The organism is Bacillus sp. LK2, from assembly GCF_001043575.1.
In the GTDB taxonomy this organism is placed as follows: Bacteria; Bacillota; Bacilli; order Bacillales; family Bacillaceae_G; genus Bacillus_A; species Bacillus_A paramycoides.
The window spans coordinates 121495-145173 of record NZ_LDUK01000003.1; the positions used below are offsets into that span (position 1 = coordinate 121495).

A 23679-nucleotide genomic window follows, 5' to 3' on the forward strand; every position below is an offset into this window, starting at 1 on the left:
CTCTTAGCTTTATTTCAAAATCTATCTTATTGAAAATGAAGTCCGCATTCTGTCTTCATTTTCCCAGCCCATCTTCCATCTCTTGAGTCGCCACCATCTCCTACAGGCAATGTACATTTCTCACACCCAATACTCGGATAGCCAACATCATGTAGCGGATTATATGGCAAACTATGTTTGTATACATATCGCCAAACTTCTTTCCAAGTCCAATGAATGAGCGGACAAACTTTAATAGATTGAAAACGACGATCTTGATTTATAAACCGTGTATGCTTACGCGTTTCTGATTGTTCTCTTCTCAAGCCTGATATCCACGCTTTTTCGGCTGCTAATGATTTTTCTAACGGCAAAATTTTTCTAATATTACAACAAAGATTCGGATTACTTTCCCATAATTTCTCTCCATGAAGCTTCGCCTGTTCTTCAAGTGTAAACTCAGGCTGTTTTTCTATAATATTTAATGAAGGAAATCTCTCGCGTACCTTTTTAATTAATTCGTACGTTTCTTGAAAATGAACATTTGTATCTAAAAATACAACTTTAGCAGATGGATTTACTTGGTTTATAAGATGCAATAAAACCATTCCCTCCACCCCAAAGCTACATGCATATACAATTTCATCTTTATACTCTCTATAAGCCCAGCTTAATACCGATAACGCACCCTTCGTTTCATCTTCTTCAGAAAATGAAACACTATTTTCTTCCCACGTTTCGTACGTCAACATGTTTTTTCCCCCTGTAACAGCAAAAAGACGGTTTTAATCTAATAAAATAGATTAAAACCGCCTCTAGTTTTTCTAGTCAGCGCTTTTTACTTTAATCGGACCTTTTCACTTTTTTCCAATTGAATCACTTTTCCATCTTGCACAACAATTGTGATTGAACCATATTTCATATCCGCAAGCATCGTTTGAATTTTTTCGGACACTTCATCAAAATGTTCCCGTACTCCCACGCAAACAGCCCCCTTTTTATTCATAAAAAAAATCTTTCCCATTTCGAAAAGACTGTTCGGTAATATATTTTACCTTATCTTTCAAAATGGATTCCATTTTGCTGGATTTAGCACCTTGCTTTCTATAAGCAGGTTGCCGAGCTTCGTAGGGCCAGTTCCCTCCGCTTCTCTTGATAAGCTTTGTATTTGTATTTTATCACAATTCTGATTTTTTTCAATCCTAGTTTTCCGATATATTTTAATTATTTTATTTTTTAAAAAAGGAATTGCCCACCCTGAACAACTCCTTTTTCACATTTAAACAAGCTCTTTAATACGTATGCAATCGTTCCCAATAATATTTTCATATGTTTCACGTTCTACAACAATTTGTGACGTCCCGCCTTTTGCAAAGACTACAGCTGGTCTACGAATACGATTATAATTATTAGCCATCGAGTAACCATACGCACCCGTACAAGAAATCGCTAGTAAATCAGAAGAGGCAACTTTCGGGAGATTAATATCCCAAATAAGCATATCTCCACTTTCACAGCATTTCCCAGCAATCGAAACGAGTTCCTCATTTTCATCATTCCCTCGATTCGCCAACATCGCCTCATAACGAGCTCCATATAGAGCCGGTCTTAAATTATCCGTCATCCCACCATCGACTGAAACATATTTCCGAATACCAGGAATCTCTTTCACCGCTCCGACTGTATAAATTGTTGTTCCGGCATCACCTACGATACTACGGCCTGGTTCAATCCATATTTCCGGAAGCGGATATTCACATAATGTAAACTGCTCTCTTACCGTACTTGTTACAGCGTGCACATACGTTTCAAGTGTTAACGGTGTGTCAGACTCCGTATAACGTATACCGAAACCTCCGCCCACATTCAATACTTTCACTACATAGTTTGTTCGCTCTCTCACTTCTTCTAAAAATTGACGTAGTACTTCAATTGCTCGAACAAAACCAGCCGTTTCAAATATTTGTGATCCAATGTGCGAGTGAATTCCTAATACATTATAATTTGATTTTTGCAAGGCAAGCTCAATTGCCTGCATCGCTTGACCATTTGAAACACCAAATCCAAATTTCGAATCATCTTGCCCTGTTGTTATATATTCGTGTGTATGTGCCTCTACTCCAGGCGTTACACGGATTAATATGTTCACAAATTTCCCATGTTGAATTGCTAAGTCATGTAAGATTTCTAATTCTAAGAAATTATCTACTACAAAACAACCGATATTTGCCTGAAGAGCCATAATAATTTCTTCTTCTGTTTTATTATTTCCATGAAAATGAATACGAGATGCCGGAAAACCCGCTTGGAGCGCAGTATATAATTCCCCTCCAGAAACAACATCTAAAGACATATTCTCTTCACGAGCTACTCGGCACATCTCCATGCACAAGAACGCCTTGCTTGCATATGCTACTTGATAAGAGAAACCACTTCCTTTAAAAGCACGATGAAACGCACGACATTTCTCTCTAATAAACTCTTCATCGTATACATAAAGTGGTGTTCCGTATTGTTTTGCTAGCTGCGTCGTATCGCACCCTCCAATTTCTAAGTGTCCTTGCCCATTGATTCGGCTTGTGCCGTGTAAATACATTTGAATTCCTCCCTTATTTCCTCTAAAACTCATAACCCCAATCTTCTATTCATTGCAGCACGCTTTTAGATAGACAAAAAACGCGCGGAACAATGTTCACACGCGTTTCTTATTAGGAAAAATATATATTGAAAAAATAAACGAGTTGTTATCTTCTCAAATAAGAAACCGCATCAACATCTCCAAATAGCTCTCCATAAAATAAATCTTATGACAGTACTACATTTATTCAATGCAGTCCCAATATATGAATAACGTGGTCATTCTTATATTTCGGCAATAGTCCCTTTCAACCTATGATCACAGATTCCACTAAATCTCCCATAGCTTACTCTTTCCTATCGCGGCCTCTACCTTTGAGAGTAGATGAGGTAAGTCTATTTAATTTTCAAACATCTAATGTTGCTATTAACAATACCAAAGGAACATTTTATTTGTCAAACAATTTTTCAAATTGTTTTTTTACAGTTTAATTTGGTGTCATTTGGTAAACGTTTTACTACAACCTTTGTTACTTCCCATTCGCCTTCCTCATTATTAAACGTAATTGTTACTTTTTCAAATGGCGGAGCAATTTTCCCACCAACTCGTTCATATTTCGTTACTTCGATAACTGCTTGAAATAAATATGTACCACTATACATTTTTTTTAAGCTAATAATTCTCGGACACTCATATGGTTTCAAGCCCCCATACTGTTTTTCAATCGCTCTATTTATTTTTGGAAATAAAACAGAATAAAGCGCATCTTCCATGAGCGGCGCATCATATTGTGCTACTGATACATTCGGTGAAGCAAAAAACATAAAACTACTGCATACTATAACGTATAATAAATTTCGCATTATAACCTCCGCATCATTACGCAATACTTTCTATGTTTAGCAAATGATAATAATCATACATAGAAATTCCATTTTATTGTCTCCCACTTCCCTTTTTCTACTCAATTGTTGCAAAAAAAGCCCACAATCCTCTTTTATTTTCGTATAATGATACTCATAGTATAATAATCATAATAATAAAGGACTGTTCGTATATATAAAGTGAGGATAACTTCAATTAACTTCACAAGAACTGTCATGCTTTCAGGAGAGGAGTATATTATGCTACAACATCTGTTTCCAAAATTACGATTTGCACTCGTTGCAGTCGTTTTATTATGGATTAAAACATATATTGTGTACAAGCTAGCATTTGATATTAAAATTGATAACTTCTTTGAAGAATTTATGCTTTTTATTAATCCACTAGCTTCATTACTTTTATTTTTCGGTTTAGCTTTACTTGCATCTAAGTACCGAAATCGAATTATTATTGGTATTAGTTTTATACTGTCATTTATTTTATTTGGAAATGCAATGTTTTACGGGTTCTATAACGATTTTGTTACATTCCCTGTTTTATTCCAAACAAATAATATGGCTGACTTAGGAACGAGCATTAAAGAGCTCTTTACGTACAAAACATTACTTTTATTTGCAGATGCAATTATTTTAATGTTTATTTCACGTAAATTCCCATCATTTTGTGATACAACGCCACTTTCTCGTTCTGAGAAGCGAACTTTCTTTAGTGGTGTAACAGCGCTATTAGCACTGCAAATTGTTGTTTCAGTTATTTATAAACCACAAATGTTCTCACGCTCATTTGATCGTCAAACTGTCGTGAAAAATTTAGGTTTATACACATATCATCTATTTGATATTACACTTCAATCCAAATCTTCGGCTGAACGTGTATTTGCAAGCGGAGATGGATTTTCAGAAATTAAAAACTACGTAGACGCAAAAGATAAGCAAGTTGATAAAAACTTATTCGGAGCTGCAAAAGGTAAAAATGTAATTTTAATTTCAATGGAATCTACACAAAGTTTTGTTATTAATAAAAAAATAAATGGGAAAGAGATTACTCCATTTTTAAATCAGTTTATAAAAGATAGTTTTTACTTCGATAACTTCTATCATCAAACGGGACAAGGTAAAACTTCTGATGCTGAATTTATCGTGGAAAACTCCCTTTATCCATTAGACCGTGGCTCTGTATTCTTTACTCATGCTAACAATGAATATACCGCGACACCAGAGCAATTAAAAAAATACGGTTATTATTCTGCGGTTTTCCATTCAAACGATAAAACATTTTGGAATCGTGATGTAATGTATCCTGCACTTGGATATGATCGTTATTTTAATTTAAATGATTACGTAGGCACTGAACAAATGTCTGTCGGTTGGGGATTAAAAGATAAAGAGTTCTTTGAACAATCTATTCCAAAGTTAAAATCTTTACCGCAACCGTTCTATACAAAATTTATTACTTTAACAAATCATTTTCCATTTATTCTAAGTCCAGAAGATAAATATGTTGATGAGTTTAATTCGGAAAGCGGTGTTCTAAACCGCTATTTCCCAACGGTCCGCTACACGGATGAAGCTCTTAAATTATTCATTAATCAATTGAAAGAAGAAGGGCTATACGATAATTCCATTATTGTCATTTATGGTGATCATTATGGTATTTCTGAAAACCATAATGCAGCTATGGCTCAATTCCTTGGGAAAGACGCTATTACACCGTTTGATTCTATGCAATTACAACGCGTCCCTCTCATCATTCATGTACCTGGTCAAGAAGGAAAAGTCATTTCTAAAGTATCAGGACAAATTGATATTAAACCAACGCTACTTCATTTACTTGGTATTAAAACAAATCAATCAATTGAATTTGGAACTGACTTATTTATAAAAGAAAAGGATCCACTTATGGTAATGCGCGACGGTAGCTTTGTAACAGAAGATTATGTTTATACAAAAAATATATGCTACAAAAGAAGCTCAGGTGAAGAGGCTGACATAGCACTATGCCAGCCATATATCGAAAAAGCCAAAACAGAATTAAAATTCTCCGACAAACTGATTTATGGAGATTTATTACGATTTGATCCTAACAATCGATATAAAACTGGAACGATGACAACAAAATTCGAATAAGGTGAGAAGCAACTTTATGAAAAGTTGCTTCTTTTTTTCTTACGCTTCAAATCTTTCACAAATTGGGAATTTCTTTCGTACGGGGAAGAAATTTATGGTATGATAAAATAAGTAAACTTTCATACACTAATTAAGAATTTATAACAGAAAGCAAGGGATCAGATTTTGTATAGAGCAGCTATTCCAAACTTATTTACGCTCGGAAATTTATATAGCGGATTTTTATCAATCGGCTATGCATCTTTAGGATATTATAAATCAGCTGCTATTTTAGTACTTATCGGGATGATGTTAGATAGTCTTGATGGTCGTGTTGCTCGTTTATTACGCGTTGATTCGCAAATGGGAAAAGAGCTTGATTCACTCGCGGATGTTGTAACATTTGGTGCAGCACCTGCTGTTTTAATGTATTACACGTCTTTTTCCAACTACGGAATCATTGGACTATACATAGCGGGATTATTCCCTCTGTTCGGAGCATATCGCTTAGCACGATTTAATGTAACACCATCTTCTACTTCTATGAAATATTTCACTGGAGTTCCGATTACTGCAGCAGGAGGGCTTGTCGCCTTCTTAACATTATTTTCACATACCATTCCAAAAATCGTTCTTATTACAGTATTTGTAACGTTCGCATTTTTAATGGTGAGCCGCATTCGTATCCCAAGTTTAAAAGATGTACCAATTCCACGATATAGCATAATTATTACACTATTTTTAGTTGGAATCATTATCACAATGTACCAAACAGGTTTTGGTAATTTTTCTGTTTTCTTATTCATTGCCATTCCACTTTATATTTTGTATATGCTATCTCAATTTATTAGACAAAGACCGTCTAAAAAAGCAAATAAAGAAAAATAAGAAAAACCTTCCGAATTCGGAAGGTTTCTTTTTATTTTTCAACTAAAACTTTTTGATTTACAGGTGTTACAGGTTCTTCCCCTTTTAATACAGCTAAAATATTTCTAACTGCCATTTCAGCCATCGCATCACGCGTTTCAAATGTTGCATTTCCTACATGAGGAGTAAGTACTACGTTTTTCAATCCTTTTAATTTCTCTGTAATTTTCGGTTCAAATTCGAATACATCGAGAGCTGCACCTTCTATCTCATTTGTTTCTAGTGCATGCGCAAGTGCAGATTCATTCATAATTGGACCACGTGCAGCATTTACGATATACGCTGTTTTCTTCATCATTTTAAATTGTTCTTCATCAATCATATGATGCAGCTTTGGATTATACGCACAGTTAATTGTAATAAAATCTGCTGTTTGTAATAGTTCTTCTAACGTTACATATGTCGCTTCTAGCTCATTCTCAGCTTCAGGCTTACGATTTGGCCCCGTATATAAAACATTCATTCCAAATGCTTTCGCACGTTTTGCTACTGCTTTCCCAATTTCTCCAAGACCAATAATTCCAATTGTTTTACCATATACTTCTCGGCCTAAGAAAAATAGTGGTGCCCAGCCATTAAATCCAGTTGTACGACATAATGTATCCCCTTCAGGAATTCGTCTTGCTGCAGCTAAAAGAATTGCAAATGTTAACTCCGCTGTTGCCTCTGTAGATACTTTCGGTGTATTTGTAACAGCAATCCCCTTTTCTCCAGCATATGTGTAATCAATATTATCGTAACCCGCGCCATAGTTTGCAATAATTTTCAAGTTTGGTGCTGCATCAATAACCTCTTTCGTTACCTTCGTAGAAAGTAAGCTTAAAAGTGCATCTTTATCTTTTACACGTTCCGCTAACTCTTCTACACTAATTAATTCTTCTTTATTATACATTTCTACATCATGATTTTTTAATAATTCTAATCCGATTTCTGGAATATTTCCTGCCACTAATATTTTCGCCACTACTAACACCTCTTCTATATAAAATAAGATATCTCTTATATTTTATTGTAAGAAATCCACATATAAAAACCAAGGAATTTGATTATAGTTTTGAAAATCGACACTTTTTCCCATAAGAAAAGAGGAGATCTTTCTCTCCTCTCTTCTTACGCTTTTTCTTGCGATTCTTTTCCAAGCTTCGCATCGATTGTTCCTTCTGCAACTGTATCGCTAATTTGTTCCTCAATAACAGAGTTAGCTGTATTATTCGTTTCAGAAGTATAAGCTTGATCCGCCACTTGAACATTTTGTTTATTTTGTTGTTTCGCCATTTTTCACCCTCCTTTTCATTCCTTCTTATTTTGAACAAAAAGGGTGGTTTTCATCAAAAAATCGTGGTTCATTTTGAAATTGTTACTTCTTCTTCAAGCACTCTCATCGTTCTTACTCGTTTCGTGAATGTAGCTATATGAGAAATATCATGATTGCGTAATGTCTTTATATTCTCTTCCACATACTTTCCTAAATCATTCGGATAATGGGCATCTGAGGATAGAGTAATTGGAACTCCATGCTTAGCTAATACTTGTAAATAAAGCGCACTTGGACACATTTCGCGCACAGGATAGCGATAGTACAACCCCGCATTTATTTCTGTTGCTGTATTTGTTTCCACTAACGCACGAGCAATGTCCTTATAATAAGAAAGCTGTTCATTCTCATCCAATCGATAATTAAATACTTTTATGTTATCGAGGTGAGCTATAATATCAAAAAGCTCGGAACGAACGGCACTTTCAACTGTAGCGAAAAACGTATGATATAAAGTATGTAACTCATGCGTATCAAAATACTCTTTCGTATCTGGATTATCAAATCCCCATCCATCTATAAAATGGACCGAGCCGATTACGTAATCCCAATCTGCTAATGCTAGTAAGCCTTTTAACTCTTGTTCACCACCGATAAAATAATCTGCTTCAATTCCAAGTTTGAGCGTTATCCCTCGTTTTCTCCATCGCTCTTTTGCCTCTTCAATCGCCTTTGTAAAATCATAAATAGACGTTACTCTTACTTGATCTAACCATTCTTTTTGTAAACGACCAAGCTTAGAATCACTAATATCTACATACTTTTCATAATATCCTTTCGCTTCATGAAAACGGTATAAGTGATCGACAATACCAATTTCTTTTATACCTTTTCGCAAAGCTTCTTCTAAATATAAATCAATCCATTTCGTTGTAAATGGACCTTCCTTCACACGTCTTTGCAGGCGTTCTTGTGTTTTCACAAGCCAGCCTATTGAATGCTTTTCTTCTTTAAGCGGTTCATAATATTGTAGTGCTTCATTTATTTTAGCAAGCCAACCTATTGAATACGGCCCTTCTTCTAAATGAAGGTGGTAGTCCACTTTCATCCATATTCCCCCTTATAATGTATCTATTTCTCTTCGGTCCCCTACTCTTGAAAGCTTTCCATTTCTTTCTGTTACTTCTTGCATGACATCTTCTAATGAAATGTTTTTTTCAGCTAATAGAACAAAACAGTGATAAAACACATCAACCATTTCTTTTACTAGTTCTTCTTTATCATTATTTTTAGAAGCAATGATTACTTCGGCACATTCCTCACCAATTTTCTTTAAAATTTTATCTTCTCCTTTCGAAAATAAATAATTAGTATATGATTCAGGAAGTGGATTTTTCTTTCGTTCTTCAATTGTTTCAAATAATAACTTAAAGATATCTTCCATATGTATCCCCCTATATAATTTTGTAGTGAAAACACGTTTTCTCTCCCGTATGACAAGCTGGTCCTACTTGCTTTACAACAACAACAATTGAATCTTGATCACAATCTAAATAAAGGGATTGAACATATTGGACATTTCCTGATGTTCCTCCTTTATTCCATAACGATTGTCTCGAGCGGGAATAAAACCATGTTCTTTTCGTTTCCAGCGTCTTTTCATACGCTTCTTCATTCATATAAGCTAGCATTAAAACTTCGTTCGTATCTTCCTCGATAACAACTACCGGTATTAAACCTTTTGAAAAATTAGGTTTCATAACCGCACCTCAACGTTTGCTTCTCTTAATTTTTTCTTTACATCCTGTACAGTTGCTTCACCATAATGGAAGATTGATGCTGCTAATGCTGCATCAACTGTTGTTTTTTGAAATACTTCTAAAATGTGATCCGCATGACCACATCCCCCTGATGTGATTACTGGGACGGAAACGCTGTTTGAAATTGCCTCTGTTAAACGAAGATCATATCCATTTTTTGTTCCATCTGCATCCATACTCGTCAGCAAAATTTCTCCTACTCCGAGCTTAACGACACGCTTCGCCCATTCTATTGCATCCATTCCCGTATCAATTCTTCCGCCATTTACGTATACATTCCATTTATCTTCGGCTACTTTTCTAGCATCGATTGCTACGACAATACATTGCGATCCAAAATGTTCTGCACCTGCCTGGATTAGCTTTGGATTTCGCACTGCAGCTGAGTTAATTGAAACTTTATCCGCTCCAGCTCTTAGAAGATTATACATATCTTGAACATTTGCAATCCCCCCGCCAACTGTAAGAGGAATAAATACTTTTGAAGCAGTTTTTTCTACAACATCTATAATCGTTTTTCGCCCTTCATGCGTCGCAGTAATATCTAAAAATACGATTTCATCTGCCCCCGCATCATTATATAAAGCTGCTATTTCAACAGGATCACCGACGTCTTGTAATCCTATAAAATTCACTCCCTTTACTACTCGACCTTCTTTTACATCTAGACATGGAATAATTCGTTTCGCTAACATAACTTTGTAACCTCTAACACTTCTTCTAAATCAATCGTTTTCTCGTAAAGTGCCTTCCCAATGATAACGCCATATATATTCATATCATTTAATCTTTTCACATCTTGAATAGATGCTACACCTCCAGATGCAATTACACGAATGCCCACATTTTTTTGCAGTAACTCTAATTGTTCAAAATTTGGTCCTGCAAGCGTCCCGTCTTTCGATATGTCTGTAAACACAATCGTTTGAACACCTAAACTTGCCATTCGCTTCGCTAAATCGATGTAAGAAATTTCAGATAAATCTAACCAGCCCCTCGTTGCTACGAAACCATTTTTCGCATCAATTCCAACAATAATTTTCTCTTTATATAGACGAACCGCTTCTTCTAAAAATGATTTATCATACAGTGCAGCAGTCCCTAAAATCACTTTTTCTACACCTACCGATAATAGCTTCTCCACCACCGCAAGTGACCGAACTCCCCCTCCAACTTGCACCGGAATACGCACCGCCCTGCATATTTTTTCAATAACAGGCAAATTTACTGCTTCCCCAGCAATTGCTCCATCTAAATCAACGATGTGCAATATTTTCGCTCCAAGTTTTTCAAATACAATCGCTTGCGCAACCGGATCTTCATTCATCACCGTTTCTTTACTAAATTCTCCTTGATACAGCCTGACGCATCGTCCTTCTTTTAAATCGATAGCTGGGAAGATTTCCATGCTTCTACCACCTCTTTGAAATTTTTTAACATTTGCATCCCAATTTCGCCACTTTTTTCAGGATGAAACTGTGCACCGAATATATTTCCTTTTGCTACAAAACCAGGTACTTTCACTCCATACTCACTTGCGCCATATACAATCTCATTTGGACAATCTGCATAATAAGAGTGAACATAATATACGAAAGAACCGTCCTCTACTCCATTCCAAAGCGATATTTCTCCTTCTTTTTTTAATTCATTCCACCCCATATGTGGAATTTTATAAGGAACTTTTAACTTTCGGATGACACCTGGCAATAAATTTAATCCGTTACAGTTTTGTAGTTCCTCACTTTTTTTAAATAAAAGCTGCATTCCTAAGCAAATGCCCAGAAGCGGTTTCCCTGAATTTCCAACTTCTTTTAGCACATATACTAAATCTTTTTTTTCTAAAACGTCCATCGCTTTCGGAAATGCACCTACTCCTGGTAAAATAACTCCATCACTTCTCAATATTTCTTCTATATCATCCGTTACGATATACTCTGCTCCAATATATTTTAATGCCTGTTCCACACTGCGAATATTTCCCATTCCATAATCTATAATTGCAATCAATTACAACATTCCTTTCGTTGAATTTACGCCAGTAATCTTGTCATTTTTATCGACTGCTTCTCTAAGCGCTCGACCGAATGCTTTAAATAAAGCTTCAATTTTGTGATGTGTATTGCTTCCATATAGTATGCGAGCATGTAATGTAATATTTGCAGCATGGGCAACTGCTCTAAAAAATTCTTCCGTTAGTTCTGTGTCAAAATCTCCAAGCTTCGGATTTGTTAATTCACCTTGAAACACAATATATGAGCGCCCGCTTATATCAATTGCGACAAATCCTAAAGACTCATCCATTGGCACATATGCCGATCCGTACCTGTTAATTCCCTCTTTATTTTGCAATGCTTCTTTCAAGCAAGTTCCGAGTACAATTCCAACATCTTCAACTGTATGATGAGCATCAACGAATACATCACCTTCAGCTTTAACTTGCAAACCAAATCTTCCGTGCCTTGCAAATAAAGTTAGCATATGATCAAAAAATCCAACTCCCGTTTGCACAGAAACATTCGTACTTTCATCAAGTTGCAAACTTAATTTAATTTTCGTTTCCGTCGTCTCACGTACTTGACTAGATTGGCGCATTATTCTTCCTCCTTAAACCTAATTTGAATCGCTCTCGCGTGTGCATGTAAACCTTCTTTATTTGCGAGTTCTACAATATGATGTTGTACACTTTTTAACGCTTCTTCCGTATAAGAAATAAAGCTTGATTTTTTCACAAAATCATCGACAGATAACGGAGAGAAGAACCTTGCCGTTCCACTTGTCGGTAATACGTGATTCGGTCCTGCCAAATAATCTCCGAGCGGTTCAGGTGCATATGGGCCAAGAAAAATTGATCCTGCATGCTTTACATAAGCTAGAGCATTCATTGGCTCTTTTATATGTAACTCTAAATGTTCTGGAGCAATTTCATTTGATAATTGAAACGCCTCTTCTAAAGAAGGAACAATAAAAATTGCTCCATTTCTTTTTATTGATTCACGAGCGATTTCACTTCTTGGCAACGTCTCTAACTGTCTTTCTATTTCTCTTTCTACTTCTTTAGCAAGCTGTATATTCGTTGTAATACAAATAGCTGTCGCCCTTTCGTCATGTTCTGCTTGTGATAATAAATCCGCAGCAATATAATTGGCATTTCCTGTTTCATCTGCTATAACTACAATTTCTGACGGTCCAGCAATCATATCTATATTTACTATCCCGTATACTTCTCGCTTCGCTAGAGCGACATACAAATTCCCTGGCCCAACTATTTTATCTACTTTAGGAATCGATTCTGTTCCGTATGCTAGAGCAGCAATTGCTTGAGCACCACCGACCATATAAATTTCATCTACACCTGCAAGGCTTGCAGCAGCTAATATATGCGGATCAATTCCTCCTTGTCTCGGCGGTGTTACCATTACAATTTTTTTTACACCTGCGAGTTTTGCTGGCAATACATTCATTAATACTGATGAAGGATACGAAGCTGTTCCACCTGGCACATACACACCTACATTTTCTAACGGCCGAATGAGCTGCCCTCTAATTACCCCTTCACTTTCACAATCGAACATAGATTGTCTTTTTTGCTTTTCGTGATACGAGACAATGTTTTTCTTCGCTTCTTTTAACGCTTCTAAAAAAGAATGTTCTACAAACTTACTTGCTTGTTTTATTTCTTGCTCACTTACACGAAAATCTTTTATCTCTACACCATCAAACTTTTTTGTATAGAACGATACACCCTCATCTTTACTCTCCCTTACGTTTTGAACAATTTCTCTTACACTTCTTTGAACAGTTTCTTCTATTATATTAGCGCTTTCTCGTAGCAATTTTATTTTCGATAACGCCTCTCGGAAATCTTCATACACTATCTCCATTTCAAGTCCCCCTATTTCCCTGACAAAATTTCTTGCTCCATCTTATTTATAATACTGAATATTTCGTCTTTTTTAGTTTTCAACGCAGCCTTATTCACGATCATCCGAGCTGATATAGAACACATTTCTTCAAATACAATTAATCCGTTTTCTTGTAATGTTTTTCCTGTTTCAACTATATCAACAATCGCATCTGCCAATCCCAGAAGCGGAGCAATCTCTACGGATCCTTCTATTTTAATAATTTCTACATCCTCCCCTTTATCATGAAAATAAGTGGAAGTAATGTGCGGATATTTCGTAGCAATTCGTTTCTTTCGGTAACTCTTCGGATTATACGTAGGAATAGAAGCGACACAAAATTTACACACACCTACTCCTAAATCCACCATCTCATATATATCTTTCTCACATTCCATTAAAATATCTTTTCCAACGACTCCAATATCAGCTACGCCATGTTCCACATAAGTAGCAACATCCACCGCTTTCACTAAAATAAATGAAATATTTGTGTTTTTACTTTTAAACACCAGTTTCCTTCCTTTATCTTTGAGCTCTGAACAATCAATTCCAATTTTCTCAAACAGTGGAATAACATGCTTTTCTAATCTACCTTTCGTTAACGCAATTTGAATGTTACGCATGAAGCCTCCCCTTCTTTCTGGATGATCCATTTCTCTCTCCATACATATTCCACCAATGACTCACTCTTCGTCTCAACGACCGTCATTATTTTATTCTTTTTTGCAAATTGAAAACTGTCGTTTAAATTAGAGAATAGAGATAACTCCACTTTCTTCCCGTCCTTTTGAAGTAAATTTCGTAATCTTTCTGCTTCTGCTAAACTATTTAACTCATAATGAATCATAATATCTATTTGCTTTCGTTTATATGGTTCTTGCTGCTCTTGAAGTGCCTTAACAATTTGATTTACTTGCACCGCGAGTCCAACCGCTGGCATCATTTCTCCAAAATTGCTAATTAACTCATCGTATCTTCCGCCACTAACGATTTCTTCTCCAATTTCATATATATACCCTTTGAAAATAACACCCGTATAATAATCCAAATGTTGAATCATACCTAAATCAATTGATATGTAAGAGCCATATCCTAACTTTTCAATTGTTTCATACATTTCTTTCACCCTTGCAATTGCCTTTTTCATTTCATTACTTGAAGCAAGTTTTTCCGCTTCCTCAATGACTTCTAAATTCCCAAATAATCTTGGTAATTTCTCAAGTAATCTTACTGTTTCATCACACCGATTTAATTTCTTTTCTCCGATAAAACGTGAGAGTGCGGCATAATTTTTACTTTCAATATACGTCCTAAGTGACTTTTCTTCTTCATCATTAATGGAGAGCTTTTTTACAATACATTTATATAACTGCACTTGCCCAATCTCAATTGTGAAAGATTGCACCTTCAATTTTTGAAGTGCTTGAATTACGCTTATCACACATTCAATTTCAGCCCTTACATTATCAATTCCGATAATTTCAATACCACTTTGCACTATTTCATTATATTTCCCAGTAAGAGACTCATTCGCCCGAAATACATTCCCGCTATACGTTACTTTAAGAGGAATATCCCCTCTCTGTGTTCCAATTACTCTTGCTAAAGGAATTGTCATATCTGGGCGCAAAACGATAATCCGTCCTTTTTCATCAAAAAACTTATACATCTTTTCTTCATCTATCGGCCTGTTTTGAAATGCAAAAACATCGTAAAACTCAATTGTAGGTGTCCTTATTTCTTCATAACCTCTCTCTAAAAATGTACGTCTTAATTTTTGTTCCACTTCTTCAATTAACGTACATTCTTCGAATAAGTAATCTCTCGTTCCATTCGGATTTGCCCGCTTCCACTTTGTCATCTGAATTCACACACCCTTCCCTCTTTAATATATGCCCATTCCATTCACCCAAACCGAAAATAAAAAGAGCCTTGTAGACAAAATACCTACAAGGCTCTTTAGTAGAGTGTAGGTACAACGGGAATAACCCTTGTACCTACACGTTTTCACGTTAGGTTCAAGGGTTTCATGTATGATGATGTAGTTGTGTAAGCATTTTAATAGATTGTATTGTATTCATAACACTTACTCCCTTTCTCCTCTGATTTTTACATAGTATATAACAGATAATTCTGAATGTAAATACATTTTTAATACTCCGTTATTTCTTAATATGAAGCTACTTTTCTTTCATACTCTCCAATTTCTTGTTCATATTGCATCGTAATGGCAATTTCATCTAGACCATTTAATAATTTTTCTTTCCACATTTTCTCGATTGTAAAATGAAGCCTGTGCGTATTCGTTGTAATTACTTCATTCTCTAAATCAACTTCTATTTTATCTCTCGCATTCGTTTTGGCAAGTTGTTCACGCATCTCTTTATCCATTACAATCGGTAACATACCATTCTTCATACAATTCATATAAAAAATATCTGCAAATCCTCCAGCGATAATAACGCGGAAACCGTAATCAGCAAGCGCCCAAGGAGCATGTTCTCTTGAAGAACCACATCCAAAATTATCACCTGTAATTAATATACTTGCTCCTTTTCTGTCCAGATCATTAAGGGGGAAATTAGGATTTTCATGACGCTCATTATCGTAACGCCACTCATCAAATAAATATTTTCCAAATCCCGTCCTTTCAATTCTCTTTAAGTATTGCTTCGGAATAATTTGATCTGTATCAATATTATCATTCATAAGTACAGCGACCGTACCTTTATGAATACGAAATGGCTCCATCATAACTCTCCTTTCTAATATCAACAAAATGCCCATATAATGCAGCCGCTGCTGCCATAGCTGGGCTTACTAAATGTGTTCTCGCTCCCTTCCCTTGTCTTCCTTCAAAGTTACGATTTGAAGTAGAAGCACAATGTTCTCCTTCAGGTACTTGATCTGGATTCATCCCAAGACACATTGAACATCCAGGCTCTCTCCATTCAAATCCAGCTTCTTCAAATATGTGATGTAATCCTTTTTGCATCGCCGCTTCTCTTATCCTTTTAGATCCAGGCACAACGAGTGCTCGCACACCTTCTTTTACTTTTCTCCCTTTTACAACAGCTGCGGCAATTTCTAAATCAGATAAACGTGAATTTGTACAAGAACCAATAAAGACATGCTTAACAGGAATTTCAAAAGTACTTTGTCCAGGGCTCAATCCCATATAAGAAAATGCTCTTTCATCATTTCCATCCTGTTTTTCTGGTAATTTTTCATCAATACGAACACCCATACTTGGATTTGTTCCCCAAGTGACGTACGGCGCTAAATCCGTAACATCTATTGAAATATGTAAATCATAAATCGCATCTGAATCTGTATAGAGCTCCGACCATTTTTTCTTGAAAGATTCATAGTCGTTCGGTGCATACTTACGCCCTTTTACATAAGAAAATGTTTTTTCATCCGGTGCGATAATGCCTGCTTTCGCTCCTCCTTCAATTGCCATATTGCAAAGTGTCATTCGCTCTTCCATATCCATATCACGGATCGTCTCTCCATAGAATTCCATTACATACCCTGTTCCAACCGCTACACCGTACTTTGAGAGAAGATGCAAAATAATATCCTTTGCATAAACGCCTTTCGGTAACTTTCCTTTTAATTCAATCCCCATCGCTTTCGGTTTTCGTTGCCACAACGTTTGCGTTGCTAATACATGCTCTACTTCACTCGTACCAATACCAAACGCTAAAGCACCGAAAGCACCGTGGGTTGCTGTATGGCTATCACCACAAACAATCGTTTTCCCTGGCTGTGTGAGTCCAAGCTCCGGTCCGATAACATGAACGATTCCTTGCTCTTCATCACCAATATCAGCTAATCGCACCTGAAATTGTTTACAATTGTCACGAAGTGTATCCAACTGCTGCTTCGCAATGCGATCGGTAATATTCCAAACATCTTTCGTTGGAATATTATGATCCATCGTTGCAAACGTTAATTCCGGTCTCCGAACAGTTCGATTTGCAAGCCGCAAGCCTTCAAAGGCTTGCGGTGAAGTTACTTCGTGAACGAGATGAAGATCGATATATAATAAATCCAATCCATTTTCATTTGTTGCAACTACATGTCTTTCCCAAAGCTTATCTAGTAATCTTTTTCCCATTATCGTCCTCTCCCTACTAGCGCCTGCTCTTCCATTTCTTGAATAACCGCCTTCGTAAATGAAGTTGTCGTCTCATCTCCGCCAATATCCGCTGTACATTTTCCAGTTTGAAGAACTGCAGAAATGGCCTCTTCAATCGCATTTCCTTCTCTTGTTAATCCAAACGACTGTCCAAGCATCATTGCAACCGAACGCATCATTGCAATTGGATTTGCTTTATTTTTTCCAGCAATATCTGGTGCTGATCCGTGAATAGGTTCATATAAAGACGGTCCGTTTTCCGCATGACTCGCTGATGGAAGCATTCCTAGCGATCCTGCTAATACAGACGCTTCATCACTTAAAATATCACCAAACAAATTTTCTGTTACGATAACGTCAAATCTCCTCGGGTTCCGAATTAGCTCCATAGCAGCTGCATCTACTAAAATGTGCTCTAATTCAACATGAGGATAACGAAGAGCTACTTCTTCCGTAACAGTTCTCCATAATTTACTAGATTCTAAAACATTCGCCTTATCAATAGACGTTACTTTTTTCTCTCTCTTACTCGCTAATTGAAAAGCATAAGAAACGATACGTTCAATTTCATGGCGATGATACGTAAGAGTATCTGTTGCTACTTCTTCCGTGCGCTCTTTCGGATAAGAAAAATAAATACCACCTGTTAATTCACGAACGACAACGAAGTCAATTTCATCAGCGTTTTTTAATGGTGATAAATGCGAAGTTGAGCTTTCTACCGTTACAGGGCGAACATTTGCAAATACACCAAGTCCTTTCCTTAAAGCTAATAGTCCTTTCTCCGGCCTTTCTTTCGCACTATCCCATCGCGGTCCACCAACTGCCCCAAGTAAAACCGCATCACTCGCTAAACAAGCGGCAAGTGTTCGTTGTGGTAATGGTTGCCCAGTTAAATCAATGGCAGCTCCACCAAAGTGCTCATCCTGTAAATAAAAACGATGACCGTATAACCTCTCTACCATATACAATACTTCTTTTGCGCTTTCCATAATTTCTGGACCAACACCATCACCAGCTAAACAAACGATACGTTTTTCCAATTTGAGCACCCCTTTGACAGAATTTTCAGAACTTTATTTTGATAGGTGAGGAAAGAATTCCTCACCTATCAAACACTTATTTCACAACAGTTATAAAAGATTTCAATTTTCCAGCCGCATGGACATACGCTCTCGCCGATGCTTCTAATACGTCTTGCGCAACACCAAAACCTGATACTTGATGAGTTCCTTCTTTTAATTCAACATGAACATGTGCAAGTGCATCTTGACCTTGCGTAATAGATTGTATGCGATAATCCGCTAAGTCACATTCTAACCCTAAAATTCTTTGAATTGCATTATAGATCGCTTCAATACTTCCAGAACCAGTTGCTGCATCTTCGTATATATTTCCTTCCTCATCTTTCAGTACAACTGTTGCGCACTGGGTACTATTTGATACGAAATGTACTTGCAATTGCGTAATGCTATATTGTTGCGCCGAAAATGCTGCTTCACCAAGCATAAGCGCACGCAAATCTTCTTCTGTAATTTCCTTTTTTCGATCAGCTAATTTTTTAAATGCTTCAAACACCGCATCTCGTTCTTCGTTTGTAAATTCATAGCCTAGTTCTTTCATTTTTTCCGTAAATGCGTGACGTCCAGAATGTTTTCCAAGTACAAATAGATTTTGAGATTCACCTATAAGCGCCGGTTCAATAATTTCATATGTCGTCACTTCTTTTAAAACACCATCTTGATGAATACCTGACTCATGGGCGAATGCATTTGCTCCAACAATCGCTTTATTTTTTGGTACAACCATACCTGTTAAACGACTTACTAATGTACTTGTCGCTTTAATCTCTTTTAACGTCATAGAGGACTCTGCTTCATAGAAATCTTTTCTAATATGGAGAGCAACCGCGACTTCTTCTAGAGCTGCATTCCCCGCTCTTTCTCCAATTCCATTAATGGTTCCTTCTACTTGTAACGCTCCGCCTTCAACCGCAGCTAATGAATTCGCTACTGCCATCCCAAGATCATCGTGACAATGACAAGAGAAAATTGCTTTCTCATAAGAAGGAACGGATTCTTGTAAATATTTAAAGAGAGAATAATATTCTTCTGGATTCGTATATCCAACTGTATCAGGAATATTGATTACATTCGCTCCTGCTCTAATCGCAACTTCTACTGCTTCAGCTAGAAAGTGCCTCGATGTTCTTGTCGCATCTTCTGCTGAAAATTGTACTGTCGGAAATAATGATTTCCCGAGCATAACCGAGCGATGAATACTATCTAATACATCTGCTTTTGACATACAAAGCTTATATTTCATATGAATATCACTTGTAGCTAAAAACACGTGTAAACGAGGAGATACAGCACCTTTCACTGCTTCATATGCTCTTCGAATATCGCTTTCCTTCGCTCTAGCTAAACTCATAACCGTAGCATTTTGAATTGTATTTGCGATACGCTTTACCGATTGAAAATCCCCTTCAGAAGCCGCTGCAAATCCAGCTTCCATTACATTAATTCCAAGCTTCTCTAGTTGCCTTGCAATTTGCAACTTCTCTTGTTCATTTAAATTAACTCCAGGTGATTGTTCGCCATCACGAAGCGTCGTATCCATGAACAAAATTTGCTTCATATTATTTAATCCCTACCTTTACTCGCGGCTGTACAAATGGCATCATCTCACGTAATTTACGCCCAACTACTTCGATTTGATGTTCGTTTTCTTTCTCATTTGTCGCCTGGAAATGAGGTCTTCCTGCTTTATGCTCGGCAATCCATCCTCTTGCAAATGTACCATCTTGAATTTCTGCTAACACTTCCCCCATCGCTTTCTTCGTATGCTCTGTCACGACACGTGGTCCCGATACGAAGTCACCCCACTGCGCTGTATCTGAAACTGAATACCTCATATTTTCAAGTCCGCCTTCATACATAAGGTCAACAATTAGTTTTAGTTCATGTAAACATTCAAAATATGCAAGTTCAGGCTGATATCCTGCATCAACTAGCGTTTCAAACCCTGCTTTTACAAGTGCAGTCACTCCGCCGCAAAGTACAGCTTGCTCTCCAAATAGATCTGTTTCTGTTTCTTCTTTAAACGTTGTTTCTAATACACCTGCTCTCGTCGCCCCAATTCCATCTGCATATGAAAGTGCCTTTTCAGTCGCAACTCCTGTTGCATCTTGATATACTGCAAATAATGCCGGAACGGCTCCCCCTTCAACAAACGTACGACGTACTAGATGTCCCGGACCTTTCGGTGCTACTAGAAATACATCTACATTAGCTGGCGGTTTTACTTGATCAAAGTGAACATTAAAGCCATGTGCGAATACGAGGGAATTTCCAGCCTGTAAATTTGATGCAATTTCGGCTTCATATACTTCTGGCTGTAATTCATCAGGTAGTAGAACCATTACTACATCCGCTTTTTCTGCTGCTTCCGCTACTGTATATACAGAAAATCCATCTTCTTTCGCCTTATCCCATGACTTTCCTTTTCTCAGTCCAACTACTACATCAAATCCGTTATCACGTAAGTTTTGCGCGTGCGCATGACCTTGTGATCCGTATCCGATGATTGCTACTTTCTTTTCCTTTAATACATTTACCGTTACATCTTTTTCATAATAAACTTTCGCCATTTTCTTTTCCCCCTATATTTAAATGATTATTGAATTAACATAACTTGTTTATCTTGCTTTTTCATACTGCGCGTAAAAGCCGTTACACCTGTTCTTGCAATTTCTTTCAAACCATATGGACGAAGTAATTCAATTAACGCTTCTACTTTCTCCTGAGTACCTGTTACTTGCACCACTATGGAATCCTTCCCAACATCTATTACAGTGGCTCGAAATGGTTCAATTAAACTATATAATTCTGCTCTTGCGACAGAAGTTGCTACTTTAATAAGTGCAAGTTCTCTAGCAATCATCGCTTCTTCTGTAATATCTGATACTTTCAGTACATCGATTTGTTTATGAAGTTGTTTAATTAACTGCTCAACTTGCTGTTCACTCTCAACGTGTACAACAATCGTCATTCTCGAAATATCCGATGATTCCGTATGGCCTACCGAAATACTTTCAATATTAAAATGTCTTCGTGTCATAACACCTGTAATTCGATTTAACACACCGCTTTGATTTCGAACTGTCGCTGTAACAATTCTCTTCACCTTTTTTCCACTCCCTCCATTTGATGAACGCCTTTTCCTGGGGCAACCATCGGCATTACCTTTTCGGATTGAAGTACGCGGCAATCAATTACAACTGGCTCTCTTAATTCAATCGCTTCCTCTAATTGTTGCTTTGCAAAAAGTGGGTCTTCAATACGAACACCTTTTATGCCATAAGCATTGGCAAGCGCAACGAAATCTGGTTGACACGAAAGTAAAGAGTGCGAATATCGCCCATTATAAAATTCATCTTGCCATTGTCTTACCATCCCTAAAGCTTCATTATTTAAAATAAAAACTTTAACTGGTAAAGAATGCTCTTTTAATACACTAAGTTCTTGTAGCGTCATTTGAAATCCAGCATCACCGACGATTGCAATAACTAATTCTTCAGGCTTTGCGATTTGTGCACCAATTGCTGCCGGAAACCCGAAGCCCATCGTTCCTAATCCTCCCGAGGTTACCCATTTATCTGGATCTTTCAGCGGATAATATTGGGCTGCCCACATTTGATGTTGCCCAACATCTGTTGTTACAATCGCTTTCCCTTCCGTAATTTCATATAGCATATCAATTGCATATTGAGGCTTAATACGTTCCGCATGTTCTTTGTAAGAAAAAGGATATTTTTCTTTTCTACTATTTAATAGTGTGAGCCAATCATTGTGGTTTACTTCCCCTTCCTTAAATTTGAGTAGAGCTTCTAATGCTTGCTTCGCACTCGCAACGATTGGAATTTCAGTCGGAACATTTTTCCCGATTTCCGCTGGATCAATATCTATATGCGCGACAATCGCTTCTTTAGCAAAATAAGCTAAATTCCCAGTAAGACGATCATCAAATCTTGCACCTATATTAATAAGTAAGTCACATTCATATAACGCCATGTTTGCGGTGTATGTACCGTGCATTCCTCCCATCCCTAGAAATAGTTCATCATCTGGTGGAAACCCACCAAGACCAAGTAATGTATGAACAACTGGAATATGATATTTACGGGCAAAATTTGTTAATTCTTTCGATGCTTTCGCATGCAATACACCTGCTCCAGCTAAAATTAACGGCCTTTTTGAAGTCTCAATCGCTTGTAATAATTTGTTTATTTGTAGTAGATTCGGTTCGTAATTAGGCTGGTATCCTGGTAAATCCATTTGTACGTCGCTACATCGCTCGCCTTGCTCTACTACCATATCTTTCGGAAGGTCAATTACGACTGGTCCCGGTCTTCCTGTTCTAGCGATGTGAAATGCTTCTTTAATAATTCGAGGTAAATCCGATGCTTTTCGCACTTGATAATTATGTTTTGTCACCGGCATCGTAAGCCCCATAATATCCGCTTCTTGGAAAGCATCACTTCCGATTAACGTTGTTGCTACTTGCCCTGTAAATACAACAAGTGGCAATGAATCAATCATCGCGTCAGCTAGACCCGTAATAACATTTGTAGCGCCCGGTCCACTTGTTGCAATTACAACTCCTGGATTTCCTGTAATTCTTGCATACCCTTCAGCAGCGTGAATCGCACCTTGTTCATGCCTCGTTAAAATATGCGGAATCTCACAATCATAAAGTGCATCATATAGAGGTAAAACAGCACCACCCGGATAACCGAAAATTACTTCTACTCCTTCCTTTTCTAGCGCTTCTAACAATAGCTGTGCACCAGTTGCCAGTTTCTCTTCCGTTTTTGAAGACATTTTTCTTATAAGCCCCCTTTTTTAAAACATTTATAAAATAAAAAAATCCTACGTCCACACTCCAGCTATGTGCTGAAGGGACGAAAGATTTCGCGGTACCACCCTTCTTTGCAAGAATACTCTTGCCTCAGTGACTCGGGATGAGTCTAGCTAATAACGGAGCTACCGTCTAAGCCTAAACAAACGCTTCAGC

25 protein-coding genes, 2 riboswitches and 1 other annotated feature (1 of these 28 only partly in view) are annotated in these 23679 nt (G+C 37.1%); of the genes, 2 read left to right on the forward strand and 23 right to left on the reverse strand.

The window, feature by feature from the left end:
- Positions 1-26: 26 nt before the first annotated feature.
- The 4 genes from VK90_RS03690 to VK90_RS03700 form a co-directional block, all read right to left on the reverse strand.
- Positions 27-731: a phosphoadenylyl-sulfate reductase gene (locus VK90_RS03690; protein WP_048370527.1), complete on the reverse strand. Its 705-nt coding sequence runs from the start codon at positions 729-731 to the stop codon at positions 27-29.
- Positions 732-817: 86 nt separating this feature from the next.
- Positions 818-961, reverse strand: a complete 144-nt coding sequence (locus tag VK90_RS27520; protein ID WP_002171072.1) for a YezD family protein — start codon at positions 959-961, stop codon at positions 818-820.
- Between the two features lie 71 nt (positions 962-1032).
- Positions 1033-1141: riboswitch (SAM riboswitch) on the reverse strand.
- Between the two features lie 117 nt (positions 1142-1258).
- Positions 1259-2575, reverse strand: coding sequence for a diaminopimelate decarboxylase (gene lysA, locus VK90_RS03695; protein ID WP_048370529.1), 1317 nt, complete (start codon positions 2573-2575; stop codon positions 1259-1261).
- A 179-nt stretch (positions 2576-2754) separates the two neighbouring features.
- A riboswitch (Lysine riboswitch) is annotated at positions 2755-2936 on the reverse strand.
- Between the two features lie 88 nt (positions 2937-3024).
- Positions 3025-3420 (reverse strand): DUF3888 domain-containing protein, encoded by a 396-nt coding sequence (locus VK90_RS03700; RefSeq protein ID WP_048370530.1) that lies wholly within the window; start codon positions 3418-3420, stop codon positions 3025-3027.
- Between the two features lie 261 nt (positions 3421-3681).
- Between VK90_RS03700 and VK90_RS03705 the strand changes: the two genes are divergently transcribed.
- Together VK90_RS03705 and pssA are read left to right on the forward strand one after the other, a co-directional pair.
- Entirely contained in the window at positions 3682-5568 is a 1887-nt protein-coding gene (locus tag VK90_RS03705) for an LTA synthase family protein (RefSeq protein WP_048370533.1), read from the forward strand.
- Positions 5569-5733: 165 nt separating this feature from the next.
- Positions 5734-6435 carry a CDP-diacylglycerol--serine O-phosphatidyltransferase gene (gene pssA, locus VK90_RS03710; protein WP_000285417.1) on the forward strand — a complete coding sequence of 234 codons (702 nt, stop codon included), beginning with the start codon at positions 5734-5736 and terminating at the stop codon, positions 6433-6435.
- A gap of 31 nt (positions 6436-6466) precedes the next feature.
- Here the strand turns inward: pssA and VK90_RS03715 are convergent, their stop codons facing one another.
- The 19 genes from VK90_RS03715 to ilvB form a co-directional block, all read right to left on the reverse strand.
- A complete protein-coding gene (locus VK90_RS03715; RefSeq protein WP_048370535.1) occupies positions 6467-7447 on the reverse strand; it encodes a 2-hydroxyacid dehydrogenase family protein in 981 nt (326 codons plus the stop codon).
- A gap of 137 nt (positions 7448-7584) precedes the next feature.
- Positions 7585-7749, reverse strand: a complete 165-nt coding sequence (locus tag VK90_RS27525; RefSeq protein WP_053081327.1) for a YozQ family protein — start codon at positions 7747-7749, stop codon at positions 7585-7587.
- A 68-nt stretch (positions 7750-7817) separates the two neighbouring features.
- Positions 7818-8837 (reverse strand): histidinol phosphate phosphatase domain-containing protein, encoded by a 1020-nt coding sequence (locus tag VK90_RS03720; protein ID WP_048370537.1) that lies wholly within the window; start codon positions 8835-8837, stop codon positions 7818-7820.
- Between the two features lie 12 nt (positions 8838-8849).
- A complete protein-coding gene (gene hisE / locus VK90_RS03725; protein ID WP_025147301.1) occupies positions 8850-9173 on the reverse strand; it encodes a phosphoribosyl-ATP diphosphatase in 324 nt (107 codons plus the stop codon).
- 10 nt (positions 9174-9183) lie between these two features.
- Positions 9184-9489, reverse strand: a complete 306-nt coding sequence (hisI, locus tag VK90_RS03730) for a phosphoribosyl-AMP cyclohydrolase (protein WP_002171064.1) — start codon at positions 9487-9489, stop codon at positions 9184-9186.
- Entirely contained in the window at positions 9486-10244 is a 759-nt protein-coding gene (hisF, locus tag VK90_RS03735; protein ID WP_048370539.1) for an imidazole glycerol phosphate synthase subunit HisF, read from the reverse strand. The genes hisI and hisF overlap by 4 nt, the downstream gene beginning before the upstream one ends.
- On the reverse strand, positions 10238-10957 hold the full coding sequence (hisA, locus tag VK90_RS03740) for a 1-(5-phosphoribosyl)-5-[(5-phosphoribosylamino)methylideneamino]imidazole-4-carboxamide isomerase (RefSeq protein WP_048370541.1): 720 nt from the start codon (positions 10955-10957) through the stop codon (positions 10238-10240). Before hisA ends, hisF begins: the two co-directional genes overlap by 7 nt.
- Complete coding sequence (gene hisH, locus VK90_RS03745) at positions 10930-11559, reverse strand: imidazole glycerol phosphate synthase subunit HisH (RefSeq protein ID WP_048370544.1); 630 nt, start codon at positions 11557-11559, stop codon at positions 10930-10932. Before hisH ends, hisA begins: the two co-directional genes overlap by 28 nt.
- A complete protein-coding gene (gene hisB, locus VK90_RS03750; protein ID WP_048370546.1) occupies positions 11560-12144 on the reverse strand; it encodes an imidazoleglycerol-phosphate dehydratase HisB in 585 nt (194 codons plus the stop codon).
- Positions 12144-13433 (reverse strand): histidinol dehydrogenase, encoded by a 1290-nt coding sequence (hisD, locus tag VK90_RS03755; protein WP_048370549.1) that lies wholly within the window; start codon positions 13431-13433, stop codon positions 12144-12146. The genes hisB and hisD overlap by 1 nt, the downstream gene beginning before the upstream one ends.
- A gap of 11 nt (positions 13434-13444) precedes the next feature.
- Positions 13445-14080 (reverse strand): ATP phosphoribosyltransferase, encoded by a 636-nt coding sequence (gene hisG, locus VK90_RS03760; RefSeq protein ID WP_033719325.1) that lies wholly within the window; start codon positions 14078-14080, stop codon positions 13445-13447.
- A complete protein-coding gene (locus tag VK90_RS03765) occupies positions 14056-15318 on the reverse strand; it encodes an ATP phosphoribosyltransferase regulatory subunit (protein WP_048370553.1) in 1263 nt (420 codons plus the stop codon). Before VK90_RS03765 ends, hisG begins: the two co-directional genes overlap by 25 nt.
- A gap of 308 nt (positions 15319-15626) precedes the next feature.
- A complete protein-coding gene (gene leuD / locus VK90_RS03770; protein ID WP_048370555.1) occupies positions 15627-16208 on the reverse strand; it encodes a 3-isopropylmalate dehydratase small subunit in 582 nt (193 codons plus the stop codon).
- On the reverse strand, positions 16186-17580 hold the full coding sequence (gene leuC, locus VK90_RS03775) for a 3-isopropylmalate dehydratase large subunit (protein ID WP_048370556.1): 1395 nt from the start codon (positions 17578-17580) through the stop codon (positions 16186-16188). Before leuC ends, leuD begins: the two co-directional genes overlap by 23 nt.
- The gene (gene leuB, locus VK90_RS03780; protein WP_002171054.1) at positions 17580-18644 is read right to left on the reverse strand and encodes a 3-isopropylmalate dehydrogenase; all 1065 of its coding nucleotides are present in this window, start codon (positions 18642-18644) and stop codon (positions 17580-17582) included. The genes leuC and leuB overlap by 1 nt, the downstream gene beginning before the upstream one ends.
- A gap of 76 nt (positions 18645-18720) precedes the next feature.
- A complete protein-coding gene (gene leuA / locus VK90_RS03785) occupies positions 18721-20241 on the reverse strand; it encodes a 2-isopropylmalate synthase (protein ID WP_048370558.1) in 1521 nt (506 codons plus the stop codon).
- Position 20242: 1 nt separating this feature from the next.
- Positions 20243-21253 carry a ketol-acid reductoisomerase gene (gene ilvC / locus VK90_RS03790; RefSeq protein WP_025147312.1) on the reverse strand — a complete coding sequence of 337 codons (1011 nt, stop codon included), beginning with the start codon at positions 21251-21253 and terminating at the stop codon, positions 20243-20245.
- 26 nt (positions 21254-21279) lie between these two features.
- Positions 21280-21789 (reverse strand): acetolactate synthase small subunit, encoded by a 510-nt coding sequence (gene ilvN, locus VK90_RS03795; protein WP_048370559.1) that lies wholly within the window; start codon positions 21787-21789, stop codon positions 21280-21282.
- Positions 21786-23486 (reverse strand): acetolactate synthase large subunit, encoded by a 1701-nt coding sequence (ilvB, locus tag VK90_RS03800; RefSeq protein ID WP_048370561.1) that lies wholly within the window; start codon positions 23484-23486, stop codon positions 21786-21788. Before ilvB ends, ilvN begins: the two co-directional genes overlap by 4 nt.
- Positions 23487-23559: 73 nt before the next feature.
- Positions 23560-23679 (reverse strand) — a binding site (T-box leader); it runs 107 nt beyond the window's last position.

Excerpts from the sequence above, each read along its gene's own strand:
- lysA (WP_048370529.1), bottom strand. The coding sequence starts at position 2,575 with ATGTATTTACACGGCACAAGCCGAATCAATGGGCAAGGACACTTAGAA.
- VK90_RS27525 (WP_053081327.1), bottom strand. The coding sequence starts at position 7,749 with ATGGCGAAACAACAAAATAAACAAAATGTTCAAGTGGCGGATCAAGCT.
- leuA (WP_048370558.1), bottom strand. The coding sequence starts at position 20,241 with ATGAAGCAAATTTTGTTCATGGATACGACGCTTCGTGATGGCGAACAA.
- hisG (WP_033719325.1), bottom strand. The coding sequence starts at position 14,080 with ATGCGTAACATTCAAATTGCGTTAACGAAAGGTAGATTAGAAAAGCAT.
- hisA (WP_048370541.1), bottom strand. The coding sequence starts at position 10,957 with ATGGAAATCTTCCCAGCTATCGATTTAAAAGAAGGACGATGCGTCAGG.
- VK90_RS03705 (WP_048370533.1), top strand. The coding sequence starts at position 3,682 with ATGCTACAACATCTGTTTCCAAAATTACGATTTGCACTCGTTGCAGTC.
- hisB (WP_048370546.1), bottom strand. The coding sequence starts at position 12,144 with ATGCGCCAATCTAGTCAAGTACGTGAGACGACGGAAACGAAAATTAAA.
- VK90_RS03690 (WP_048370527.1), bottom strand. The coding sequence starts at position 731 with ATGTTGACGTACGAAACGTGGGAAGAAAATAGTGTTTCATTTTCTGAA.
- hisD (WP_048370549.1), bottom strand. The coding sequence starts at position 13,433 with ATGGAGATAGTGTATGAAGATTTCCGAGAGGCGTTATCGAAAATAAAA.
- leuD (WP_048370555.1), bottom strand. The coding sequence starts at position 16,208 with ATGGAGCCATTTCGTATTCATAAAGGTACGGTCGCTGTACTTATGAAT.
- ilvC (WP_025147312.1), bottom strand. The coding sequence starts at position 21,253 with ATGGCGAAAGTTTATTATGAAAAAGATGTAACGGTAAATGTATTAAAG.
- hisE (WP_025147301.1), bottom strand. The coding sequence starts at position 9,173 with ATGGAAGATATCTTTAAGTTATTATTTGAAACAATTGAAGAACGAAAG.
- VK90_RS03700 (WP_048370530.1), bottom strand. The coding sequence starts at position 3,420 with ATGCGAAATTTATTATACGTTATAGTATGCAGTAGTTTTATGTTTTTT.
- leuC (WP_048370556.1), bottom strand. The coding sequence starts at position 17,580 with ATGGGAAAAAGATTACTAGATAAGCTTTGGGAAAGACATGTAGTTGCA.
- hisI (WP_002171064.1), bottom strand. The coding sequence starts at position 9,489 with ATGAAACCTAATTTTTCAAAAGGTTTAATACCGGTAGTTGTTATCGAG.
- ilvB (WP_048370561.1), bottom strand. The coding sequence starts at position 23,486 with ATGTCTTCAAAAACGGAAGAGAAACTGGCAACTGGTGCACAGCTATTG.
- VK90_RS03765 (WP_048370553.1), bottom strand. The coding sequence starts at position 15,318 with ATGACAAAGTGGAAGCGGGCAAATCCGAATGGAACGAGAGATTACTTA.
- hisF (WP_048370539.1), bottom strand. The coding sequence starts at position 10,244 with ATGTTAGCGAAACGAATTATTCCATGTCTAGATGTAAAAGAAGGTCGA.
- VK90_RS03720 (WP_048370537.1), bottom strand. The coding sequence starts at position 8,837 with ATGAAAGTGGACTACCACCTTCATTTAGAAGAAGGGCCGTATTCAATA.